Raw genomic sequence first — 12,313 nt, 5'->3', positions numbered from 1 at the left:
AACGTTTACTTTTTGGATTTAGAATTCGCCTTCTCCTTAATTTTTACGTAAATCAATTTTTTACGCCCCTTAGAATCTTCTCTTCTTTCTATCTCAAAATGAGGAATAGAATTAATTAGCGGAGTCAATTTTTGAAAGCCGTAGTTACGAGAATCGAAATTTGGCTGTTTCTTCTGTAGCAAGCTACCAACATCACCTAAAAATGCCCAACCGTCATCATCAGCAACATCGTCAATAGTTGTTGAAATAAAGCGTAATGCTTTAGGTGTAATTTTATCGACCGTATTCTTTTCTGCGGGAGTTTTATCTGTAGCATCTGATGTTTCTTCTTCTGATCTACCTTTAAGAATTTCTATATAAATGAATTTATCACAAGCTACGATAAAAGGATTAGGAGTTTTTCGCTCGCCAATACCAAATACCTGCATACCTGCTTCTCTTAATCGTGTAGCCAAACGCGTAAAATCACTATCACTGCTAACAATACAGAATCCGTTGACCTTACCGGCATACAGAATATCCATAGCATCTATAATCATGGCAGAGTCTGTTGCATTCTTACCTTGCGTATAGCCGTATTGTTGAATAGGTGTAATGGCATTTTCAAGCAGTACATTTTTCCATTTTCCTAATCTTGGGTTGGTCCAATCACCATAGATACGTTTTATTGTAGGGTTACCGTATTTAGCAATTTCTTCCATCATTTCTTTTACATAGGCAGACGGTATATTATCACCATCTATCAATACTGCTAAATTCAAATCCATTTTTGTAGTGTTTTATGTAAAGATAAATTGATTTCTACTTGAACAGCAAGATGTTAACCAATAAAGTTAAAAATGATTTTTTTTACTGTCGAATATCACCTTTTCTAAAACTGATAATTAAAAAAGAAAAGACTCGATAAACGTATTTTGATTCCTATATCAAAAATCAAATCATCAATTAGAACAACAAACATGAAAAGGGTTCTTTGGTAAATTTAACAAGGTGTTTAACATAGAAATGTTGTAAGCAATAAAGTCTAGTATAGCATTCACTTAATTTATCATTAACTTGTTTACCGAAAAACAAATCAGAATACATGAAAAATAAATTCCCTATACCAATACTTCTATTTTTGCTTGCAGCAATAACTTCTTTTTCAAGCTTAGCACAAGAAAAAGAGTACTACGAACTAAAAACCTACACCATTAAAAGTGATACACAAGAAAAAATGGTCGATGGCTATTTAGAGAACGCCTATATGCCTGCTTTAAAAAGAATGGGTATTGATAATATCGGAGTATTCAAAGTTAGACCCGACAAGTTTAAAGCCAGTGATAAAATTTATGTGCTAATTCCATTTCAATCTTTGGCTGAATTTGATAAGCTAGAAGCCATGTTGGCGGTAGACAAAACCCATCTTTCGGCTGGCGCTGCATATATACATGCCACTCATGATAAAAAACCATATGATAGAATAAGTTCAATACTACTTCGTGCTTTCCCAGATATGCCTAAAATGAAACCTAGCGAAGTAGAAGGTGAACGAGCTGACAGAGTATATGAACTAAGAAGCTATGAAGGGCCAACGGAAGCCATGTACAATAGAAAAGTAGACATGTTCAATGAAGGCGGAGAAGTAAAACTTTTTGAAGATTTAGGATTCAATGCCGTTTTTTATGCCGATGTCATCTCTGGTGATAAAATGCCCAACCTAATGTACATGACAACCTTTACAAATATGAAAAAGAGAGATGCACTTTGGAAAGACTTTGTTGATTCTGACAAATGGAAAGAAATATCTGTGATGGATAAATACCTAAATACGGTCAGTCATGCAGATATTGATTTATTGTACCCAACCGAGTATTCTGATTATTAATCGGTTTTACTCAATATAAATTCTACACGCCGGTTGAGAAATCTACCGGCTTCTGTTTCGTTGGTAGAAATTGGTTTCGAGCTACCAAAGCCATGAGCCGTAATTCTGTTTTTATGTATTCCGTTTTCAGTCAAATAGGCAACAACTTCGTTAGCTCTCCTTATTGATAATCGTTTATTAAAAGAAATTGATCCAACAGTATCGGTATGCCCTAAAATTTCAATATCAATAGCTGTATTCGTTTTTAAATAAGAAAGCAGCGACTCCATTTCTTGCTGATGTTCTCCTCTAATTTTAGACTTATTGGAATTGAAATAGACATCTTTAAATACATGTATCCTATCCAATTCATATTGTTTAAGTACTGTAACCGCTGAGTTTTGAAGTTTCGATTTCACGTTCGATACCGAAACCATATCTAAATAGTAATAAGATCCTTTGGTTATTTTTCTTTTCGTTTGATATTTCTGTGTCCGTTTGTTGTTCTTAAAATTACCGATAATCATATAGTTTTCGGTACCAGCAGCTTCAAACTCCGTAGTCAGTTTCACCCATTTAATTTCATCTGAATAATATTTGGAATAGGATATTTCTAGTTCTTCGGATACTTCTCCTTTCATCTTAGAAAAATGCAAACCAGATAACACCTTGGTAGTTTCTACGGCTACAGGAAACTCAGCAAACCGGATGCCAAATTCTTTTACAGCGAAATCTGACCGTTCTGCCAAACTTACATAAAATGAAATGGCGTACCGTTCACCTTTTTTCAATGTTGAACTCAGTCTTGCTTGAATATATTCCCTGTAATCGTTGGGTGCATACATATAGAAACCAACATAACCCTCTCCGAAATCTGCAGGTTGTTCCCCATTGAAATTTACAGGAGTTCCCATGGCGACACTGCAACCATTGAAATAATCTGTAGAACCCAATGTAGGCATATTCCAGTCTAAAACATCCTTTTCAAGATTACCCAGTTTAACCGGACAATCTCTATACTTTTCAAAGCTCGGGTTCACCACCAAATTTTGTCCGAATCCGCAAAAATGAATACAAAGCATCAGTATGCTTATAATTTCGAAATGTGGTATTCTAGTAGACATGTGCATTGTACAGAATCTCTAAAATACAGAATTCTTCTAAAATTGTATTATTGGTCTAAATTCAAAAATCCCTCCTCATTACTGAGAAAGGATTTTTGTAACCAAACAATCTAACCTAAACTTATTTTTTTTAGTTGTTATATAAGTATAATGAAGCAGCAGACATTAAATCATTACTAATTGCTGGTGCCACATTACCATTTGCATTCAGAGCATCTGAAAAGGCTAGAACTTTGCCATTACCAATTTCTGCAATAAATACTGTTTTTGTTTTGTGGTCATATGCAACATCAATAGGATTACCCATTTCGGTCATAGAACCTGCAACTCTTGTTTGATCAGAAAGTGCTAGAGTTCCGCCGTTATCCAAAGCAGCCAATTTTCCGGCAAAATCTTGAGTCACTTGAAAACCGCCATCTGTATTTGCATCTGCAGCATCACCTATATCGGTCATTACTAATACGTCATCAGCCTCGCTATAATCGATACCATGAGTTCTTATGATACCATCAACTGTAATTCTTTTAGTTGGTGTAATTGCACCATCCGCAGAAAAGGCAGTTAAGAAATTGTCATACACAGCCAAATCACTTGTAGAATCTACAACAGCTAATAAGGTGTTACCCATAAAAGTGATTCCCCATGTATTAAAGCCAGCATCAAAAGTGTTTAACAAACTAAAGCTAGAACCATTGTATTCATATACGTAAAACTTATTTTCTGTATTACTTGAAACTACCACCTTGTTACCAAAAACAGCAATCTCTCTAGGGCTAGCCAATTCGGCACCACCAGCAAAATCAGCAACGATATTCGCTAAATCTGTAACAGCAGCGAAACTACCGTAATACTCCAATGCCATACCTGATCTAGAAGCTTGTATTAAGGCATCGTTCATTGCATTATAGTAAATACCCTCTGTGGCATCTGAACCTGTAGCGATGGTTTTCGTCAAAACTCCCGTACCATTATACACACTAACATTTCCATTTGCAGTACTTGTTACATAAAGTCTAGTTGCTCTAGCGGCACTAGAATCTCCTGTATTACCATCAGTTTCATCACTACTAAATTGAATAGATGATGCCATTGCCAAATCTTTATTGAAAGACGGAGTTAAGTTACCACCAGAACCGATAGAAGTAAATCCTAATACTTTTCCGTTTCCAATTTCAGAAACATATACGGCATTGGTTTCAGAATCATACGCAACATCAATAGGGTTACCCATTAAGGTAGAAGAACCTGCAACTCTTACTTGCATACCGATCGGTAATAATTCGCCGTCTGACAACGAATCGAACTTAGCGGAGAAATCAGAAATAATGTGAAAACCACCATCGGTATTTGCATCTGCAGCATCACCGATATCGGTCAATACCATAACATCATCAGCACCTTCATAAGTAATACCATGTGTTCTAACAATACCTTCAATAGTTACTCTTTTTGATGGTCTTAAAATGCCGTTTACAGCGTTAGCAAGAAAATCATAATACACCGCTAAATCTCCTGTTGTATCAACTACAGCATATAAATCATCGCCTTTAAAAGTAATACCCCAAACTGGGAAGGGAACCTCAACTGTACTGGTAAGTGTAAATCCGCTTCCTGTGTTTTCATACACGAAGAATTTGTTAGCACCATTATCGGCAACTACGAAAGAAGATCCGCTAACCGCTAATTCTCTAGGACTCTCCAAATCTGCACCACCTGTGTAAGAAGCGGCAACTGCATCGCCATCCATTATAGTGCTTACATCTGCAAAACCTTCTAATTGCAAGGCACTTCTAGATGCTTGAAAAACTACATCTGCTGTAGCATCATAATAAATACCTTCGGCAGCCGTAGTTGTTGTCATTAAGGTCACCAAAGAATCTCCGGTTACACTATATCTTGAAATGTTTCCATTATCGTTATTGGTTACAAAAAGATCTGTTCTACGACCTAAAACCGTCATACCTTCTCCGCATGGCTCGCACATAGAACCTCCACAGTCAATGCCGGTCTCGTCACCATTCATCTCTCCATCATCACAAGTGGCTACTGGCGTACCATCTACCATTGCGTCGTCGTCGTCACTACACGAGGCAAAAAATAATGCTCCCGATAAAATTGCTAAATAAATTATAGATTTTTTCATATTGTATTTTAGGTTTTATTAGTTGAACCACCAATACCTACGAAGTAATCTAAAGAGGGTTTGGATTTAAATGTTAAAATTAGAATCCAAAACAAAATGCCCAAGTATTAGTTTCCTCTAATACTTGGGCATTTTAAATATGTTTAAGCTGTATTCTAGAAATCGAACTTATACGTTGCGCCTCCCAAAACTTGAATACCCTGAACTTGAAAATTTGCCCAACGTTGGTAATCGTTATTAGAAAGGTTAGCTCCCTTTATAAAGAAAGACCATTGATCTGTGTAGCGATAACCGATATGCGCATTGGCATCGAAAAATCCGTCTAAAGTAATGATTGTAGCAGGAATTCCATTACCCGGAACCACTTGAACACCCGTTGGCAAGAAATCTTCACGCTCACCAACATAAAATAGGTTAACACCTGCATACCACTTTTCACCTATTTGGTAATCCATAAACAGTGATCCTTTTAAATTTGGCAAGTTCCACGCTGGGTTACCGGTTTCAGTACTGTAATCATACACCTCAGCATTTACACCTAAAGTAAAATTACGGTTTACATCAATATTCAATTCTCCGAAAATACCCAAGGTCTTAATATCATCATAAAATACTTGAAATGAATTTCCTAAGAAATATCCGTTAGAATCGCTTCGCGAATCATTTACCGAATTCAATATAAATAGTGGCTTTCTATTCTCTGCAGCATACGAACCTTTTAAATTATAGCTCAAATTTGGTAATAACTGACCTTTAAAACCTACATAGGCATTGTATTGACTATCGGTCGGTGCTATGTTCAATGTGGGTGACACAAACGGATTCGCCTCTACATAATCGTAATATGAATTTTGTTTCAACTCCCCTGTTACTCCTCCATAGGCAATTACAGATTCATCTAATAATCTATACGATGCTGTTACCGCAGGGTAGATATAAAAATTGCTTTCGCTATTCTCTAGATCCATACCGTATACTAAATTTACACCTAGGTTCAATGAAAGATCATCACGAAGCATTTTCAAAGACGGATTAATACCCGCTTGCAATTGGCTATAATTAATTGGCACAGTATTTACCGAGGCATCGCCCCAATCATTGGCAAAACTACCCCCTACATAATCAGCTTTCACCTTAACATTCAAAGCTTCTTCATTCAAAGGAAACTCAAATCCGGAGTTAAAAATAATTCTATTCTCACCTGAGCTTAAAGCATCAAAAAATCTACGGTATTTTAAATCAGCTCTTTTAAAGTAAGCGTCCTCTATATTAATATGACCACCAACTTCGCCCATGTAGTAATTTTGGCGTTCGTTAATTCCGCTTAATTCCGTTTCGCTGAACCTACCTGGTTCTACTCCGTACCAATTATACAATTGATGTTGTAGCCCAATTGCAGCTCCCCAATCTAAATCTCGATCACGTTTCGCGTAAGATGCATCTAATTTGGTATCATAAAATGTATCATTCAGTTCCACACCATTGATGCCACCGCGAGAAGACAAATGATTAAAACCAATATCAAAATTCTCATCTCTATTAATGGTTCTGCTAGTATAAAATTCACCTAACACATTACCATAAGATCCTGCACCTAAAGAGGCATACGAATTATACAATACTGGTGGTGGCAACCTTTCTACCTTAGATGCCGTGCCTTTGTTCGGTGTAAATGTAGATGCCACAGGTACCGAAAAAATACTATAGTTAATAGGTTTCTTCTGCAAAACAATAGAGTCGTTCATATTCGGAACCGACTTAATTTTAAAAGCATCTGAAACAGTTGGCGTGTATGCTTTAGTAACCGTTACGGTTTCTGTACCCAAATCCTTTTCCTCTTCTTGAGCAAAAACAACCTGAAAGCCAAGTGTTAAAAATATAAGCGCAAATATATGTTTGTTGTACATAGGTGTTCTTTTTCTGGTGTACGTAAATTTCTTAATTAGGATCAACCGATGAGTTACTTTTCGCCTCTTTCGATTTAATGATTGCAAGCTCTGCTCTTGCCTCGGCAACAATTTCTGGGTATTGACTAAAATTGGTAATTACACTTTCTAGAATGTAAGTTGCCTGGTAGGCATCATTTAAGGCATAATAGTTTTTAGCCATCAATACTAAACCTTTACCACCCCATTCTTTGTAAGCCGCATAATCTTTAGCCAATTTTTGCACTGCAATATTAGAGTTCTCGTAAGACCCCTCTTTATGCTCAAAATAGGCGTTATAATATAATGCTTCTGCAGCTGTTGCGCCCGATGCAATTTTCAACACTTCGGCATAAGCAGATTTTGCTTTCGCCTCATCGTTGGTTGCAATGGCCGATCTAGCGATCATAATATGCGCATCGCTCTTAATTCTGTTATCAATGTTTGAAGTTGCTAATACCTTATCAGCATATTCTATAGTCTTCGGATAATTCTTTTGTCCGTAATACCCTTTCATTAAGTTAGAGCGCGCAAAAGTTCTGTTCTGCTGAATGTTCGCCTGACTCTCTAACTTTAACAAATATGGTAAAGCAATGCCGTAATCATCTTTAGAGATATACACCTCACAAACACGCGTTAATGCCTGTTCTGCATATTCGCTAGTACTTCTATCGGCAACATACTTGTAATATGGTAAAGCCGATTCTTTTTCTCCTTTTCCGAAATACAATTGTGCTAAGCTAAAATTGGCGTCAACCGCATGTAAACCAGTTGGGAATATTTGAATGTAATTTTTATATCCTTTAATAGCGGCATCAACATTACCTTCTAAATTCTGCTTTTGTGCAGCATCGAAAGTGGCGTTGTCCAATTCAGCATCGGTAACCTCAACGAAATCGAGCGTGCGTACCCACTCTGCATATTCATTTACCCGACCCATATCTACATATACCAGTTTTGCTGTTGCTACAGCTTGTATGGCTTCTTGTGTTTTTGGAAAATCGCGAACAACCGTTTTAAACTTCGCCAAAGCAGCTTCGTTTCTAGCGGCATTATAATTTACCAATCCCTGCCTCATTAATGCCTGTGGAACCAATGAACTGCCTCTGTATTCACTGATCAAACGATCGTAAGCTTCCAGACCTTTATTCTCTTGCCCTTGCGAAACATAGGTATTACCTAATTCGAATAAGGCATCATCCTTAAAACTTGATCGAGGGTACTGGCTTACAAATTCCTCTAAGTTTTCTATTTTGCTCGCACCTCTATCCACATAACCATAGCTCATTGCTTTTTGGTAGAATGCATAATCTTTCTCTGGTCCGGTTAATGCCAGTGCTTTGTTATACGTTTCTATAGCAGGCCAGTATTTACTGGTAGCGTAATAACTATCGCCTAATCTTAACAAGCCATCATGTAATTTCTCTACTTCTGCATTGCCATTGGTAGTAAATGCGTTGAAAAAGGTAATGGCATTGTTATAATCTTTCTGTTTAAAATACCCGTATGCCAAGTTGTAATCAATATCTGCATACATTTCTGTATTTTTTGCCGAGGTATTACTTTTAAACGCGTTATACCCTTTTACGGCTTCGGCAAAACGATTGGACAGGTAATCAGATTCCGCTTTCCAATAATTGGCTCTTGCTTTGAACAGCATATCTTCTGCACTGCCCAACGATTTACCAAAATTCTCTGAGGCGGCATTATAATCGCCTTCCATAAAAAGTTCGATACCTCTGTAATAGGCTACTTTTTGATAGACCGATTTACTTGCGTAATTTTTATTCTCTTCAAGCAACTTCATCGCTCCGGCGAAGTTCTTTGACGTTATATATGAATCTACCAATAAGGTCTGCATCTCATCTTGGTGTTCATCTTTGGGATACGTTTTTAAATAATTCGTAATTACCTGCGGCACCGGCTCATAAGCATTACCCACTTCATAACTCAAACGCGCATAATTCAAAAATGCATCTTTCTGTATCTCGGCGCTATAGTCCATTTGAGAAGCATTACGGAAAGCATTTAAAGCTTCCTGCTTTTTATCCAACTTCAAATAACATTCTGCCAAATGATAATATGCATTTTGTGCAACGCTATTAGTACCACCAATAATTTTATTGAATTGAGCAATGGCGTTGGCATAATCTCCGCCTTTGTAATAAGCATAACCTAAGTAGTAATAATCGGTATTGCTCCATTTACCACCTTTACCATTGTACTCTGTTAAATACGGAATCGCATTTTCGTACTGCTTTAAATTAAAGTAGCTCTCCCCTATTATCTTATTTAATTCAGAGACTTCTCGTCTGTCAGCTTTTGTCAGTTGTTTTTTAGCCAAAGCAATCGCCTCTTCGAATTTACCCAACTTAAAATTCATATCAGCCTGGTAATAGCTCAACTTCTCCTCCAATACATCTTGATCCGTAATCTGATCAAAACGTTGGTTTGCAGTTTCGTAATCATCTTCTTGATATGAAATATACCCCAAGTAATATTTTGCTTGAGAACCGTAGACTTGAGAAGTCGTTACTTTTTCAAGGTACTTTTCTGCTTCTTTTGTTTTACGAGATGAGAATAAAGAGTAGCCGTAATTGAAGTTAAACTTATCCATCTCGCCACGAGAAAGTGAGTTCTGATCCACCTTGTCATACCATTTCAAAGCATACGGATATTTACCTGTTTGAAAGTAATATTCTGCCACATCGGCAAATGCTGAATTACGCTTGGTAGAAGTTGGGTATTTCTCCACGAAATCTTCCATCAAACGGTCTGCACCCATCTGGTTTAAGCGTACTGCCGCATTAGCTGCATAGTATGCACTATTGGCAGCGGTCTCCTCATCTTTTGTAGTCACTTTGACCTTCTCAAAAATGGTCTGTGCCGCTTGGTATTGTTCGTTGTTGTAAAGCGCGAGCGCGTCTTGGAATGCTTTCTGTTCGTGGGTATAGATCTTCGTCTCTTGGGCATTGGTCAATGCGACCAAACCGAATACCATAGGAATAAAAGCGATGAATTTTTTAAGCATAGTGTTCTCTTACTATTTAGTAGTACCGTTATCACATGTGATAACGGCAAAAATTGTACCTAAGTATGTGTAATACCCATGCAAAAGAAAAGATTTTGAAAAAGGGTTCTCTAATATCAGATGGAACTTATTACTTTTATATCAACATTTGCGTTATGGAAGAGATTGTTTTAGAACTTAAGGATGCCTCTATTTTTCAAAAAGAGAGCTTGGTGCTGAGTGAAGTGAGTTTAAAAATTGCAAAAGGTGAATTCGTCTACCTTATCGGCAAGACCGGAAGTGGCAAAAGTAGCTTCATGAAAACACTATATGGTGATCTACCCTTGCAAAAAGGTGAAGGTCATGTTGGTGAATTCAATCTTAAAACCTTAAAAGAGAAAGATATTCCGTTTTTACGAAGGAAACTGGGTATCGTTTTTCAAGATTTTAAGCTGCTACCGGACCGAAATATCAACCAAAATATGTTTTTTGTTTTGAAAGCTACTGGTTGGACGGACAAGGCAAAAATGGATACTCAAGTATCTAATGTACTTGAAAAAGTAGGTATGAAAACCAAGGGCTTTAAATTTCCGCATGAACTTTCTGGCGGAGAACAACAACGTATTGCCATTGCCCGTGCTTTATTAAATGACCCAGAATTAATTATTGCCGATGAGCCTACCGGAAACCTTGATCCACAAACCAGTGTAGAGGTCATGAAGGTATTGCAAGAAATCAATAAAGCTGGCAGAACCATACTAATGGCAACCCACGATTATGCATTGATTTTAAAATTCCCTTCTAAAACCATTAAGTGCGATGCCAATAAGGTATTTGAGGTGGTGCAGAGGGCGGTTTAGATATTTGAATATATGCCAAAGATTGAGCTTAAGACAGAGATAAATGCAAAGAAAGAAATTGTCTTTGACTTATCGCGAAGTATCGATCTTCATAAAATTTCTACAGAACATACAGATGAAGAAGCTATAGCAGGAGTTACTAGCGGACTAATTGGTTTAAATGAATGGGTTACTTGGCGCGCTAAACATTTTGGAATTTACCAAGTTCTAACCTCTAAAATAACCGAATTCGACTACCCTAACTTCTTTTCTGATGAAATGTTAAAAGGCGCTTTCAAAAGCTTCAGGCATGAACACCATTTTGAAAACACTGTCGATGGAACTTTAATGGTTGACTATTTTGATTACCAATCACCATTGGGTTTTTTAGGGAAAATCGCAGATTCGTTTTTCCTGAAAAAGTACATGACAGATTTGTTAGAGAAACGAAATTCTACAATCAAAGAATTTGCTGAATCAGGTAAGTGGAAACAATTAATTGAAGAATAATTAGTATACTCATAAACCTAGAGTTAGCTTTAAATTAGTATAAATACATATTACATGATCATAGACGTACATACCCACATCAACAACTATCATGAAGATAGAGTGGTTTCATTAAATGAAAGTTTAGACAAGCTTTCTGAGAATATGGCAGCGAATAATATTGATTATTCTTTGGTGCTTACCTCTTACAAAGTAAATGAACACCGACCGAGTACCAAACAGGTGGTAGAAGCGATAAAAGGTTACAACAATTTAGGTGTAGTGTCGGGTATCAGCTATTTACATTACAACCACAGAGATGTCATTGAGATTAGCGATTATCTTGAAAAAGGATTCATTAAAGGCTTAAAATTTTATCCGGGTTACGAGCCATTTTATCCGAATGATATTCGCTTTAAACTAATGTATGAAATGGCGATCGAGTATGATGTACCTGTCATGTTTCACTCTGGTGACACGTATGCCCCTACCGGAAAAATAAAATACTCCCACCCTATTCATATTGATGATTTGGCGGTTGATTATCCGGAGTTAAAAATCGTGATTTGCCATGTGGGTAATCCTTGGATTAAAGATTGTATGGAGGTCGTTTACAAAAACAAGAACGTTTATGCAGATATATCAGGGTTGGTATTAGGTGACTTCTCTGATAAATTTGAACGCTACATGAAAAAGGAAATAGAAGAAATGATCACCTATGCTGGTGACCCACGATATCTTCTTTATGGAACGGACTGGCCCATTTCTAACATGAAATCGTATTTGAAATTCATGAATCAATTAGACTTAACTGACGAAAAGAAAGAACTAATTCTCTGGAAAAATGCTGCTGAACTTTTTAAGATTGATGTAAGTAAGCTGAAATAGCTCTTGGTTTGGTTTTGGCTTTTGGCTTTTGGCTTTTGGCTTTTGGCTT

At 36.9% G+C, this 12,313-nt stretch carries 9 protein-coding genes; 4 read left to right on the top strand and 5 right to left on the bottom strand.

Features of this window, described 5'->3' with window-relative positions; translation table 11 throughout:
* Positions 1-5: 5 nt before the first annotated feature.
* Entirely contained in the window at positions 6-767 is a 762-nt protein-coding gene (locus CLV90_RS06200) for an NYN domain-containing protein (protein ID WP_133686606.1), read from the bottom strand.
* Between the two features lie 317 nt (positions 768-1,084).
* Between CLV90_RS06200 and CLV90_RS06195 the strand changes: the two genes are divergently transcribed.
* Positions 1,085-1,867: an NIPSNAP family protein gene (locus CLV90_RS06195; RefSeq protein ID WP_133686605.1), complete on the top strand. Its 783-nt coding sequence runs from the start codon at positions 1,085-1,087 to the stop codon at positions 1,865-1,867.
* Here CLV90_RS06195 and CLV90_RS06190 read toward each other — a convergent pair.
* The 4 genes from CLV90_RS06190 to CLV90_RS06175 form a co-directional block, all read right to left on the bottom strand.
* Entirely contained in the window at positions 1,864-2,970 is a 1,107-nt protein-coding gene (locus tag CLV90_RS06190) for an OmpA family protein (protein WP_166638541.1), read from the bottom strand. The two genes, CLV90_RS06195 and CLV90_RS06190, sit on opposite strands and share 4 nt — an antisense overlap.
* A gap of 130 nt (positions 2,971-3,100) precedes the next feature.
* On the bottom strand, positions 3,101-5,113 hold the full coding sequence (locus CLV90_RS06185; RefSeq protein WP_133686603.1) for an NHL repeat-containing protein: 2,013 nt from the start codon (positions 5,111-5,113) through the stop codon (positions 3,101-3,103).
* 155 nt (positions 5,114-5,268) lie between these two features.
* Positions 5,269-7,020, bottom strand: coding sequence for a TonB-dependent receptor (locus CLV90_RS06180; protein ID WP_133686602.1), 1,752 nt, complete (start codon positions 7,018-7,020; stop codon positions 5,269-5,271).
* Between the two features lie 31 nt (positions 7,021-7,051).
* Complete coding sequence (locus CLV90_RS06175) at positions 7,052-10,069, bottom strand: tetratricopeptide repeat protein (protein ID WP_133686601.1); 3,018 nt, start codon at positions 10,067-10,069, stop codon at positions 7,052-7,054.
* A gap of 155 nt (positions 10,070-10,224) precedes the next feature.
* Here CLV90_RS06175 and CLV90_RS06170 point away from each other — a divergent pair, with 155 nt between their 5' ends.
* Genes CLV90_RS06170 through CLV90_RS06160 form a run of 3 tightly spaced genes read left to right on the top strand, consistent with a single transcriptional unit; the run spans position 10,225 to position 12,264 of the window.
* Positions 10,225-10,908 (top strand): cell division ATP-binding protein FtsE, encoded by a 684-nt coding sequence (locus tag CLV90_RS06170; protein ID WP_133686600.1) that lies wholly within the window; start codon positions 10,225-10,227, stop codon positions 10,906-10,908.
* A 12-nt stretch (positions 10,909-10,920) separates the two neighbouring features.
* On the top strand, positions 10,921-11,397 hold the full coding sequence (locus CLV90_RS06165; protein ID WP_133686599.1) for an SRPBCC family protein: 477 nt from the start codon (positions 10,921-10,923) through the stop codon (positions 11,395-11,397).
* Between the two features lie 54 nt (positions 11,398-11,451).
* Complete coding sequence (locus CLV90_RS06160) at positions 11,452-12,264, top strand: amidohydrolase family protein (protein WP_133686598.1); 813 nt, start codon at positions 11,452-11,454, stop codon at positions 12,262-12,264.
* Positions 12,265-12,313: the final 49 nt, after the last annotated feature.

The organism is Maribacter spongiicola, assembly GCF_004364165.1.
Classification (GTDB): Bacteria; Bacteroidota; Bacteroidia; order Flavobacteriales; family Flavobacteriaceae; genus Maribacter; species Maribacter spongiicola.
Note: the sequence above shows the minus strand (reverse complement) of the source record. Positions and strands in the feature narration are given on the sequence as shown.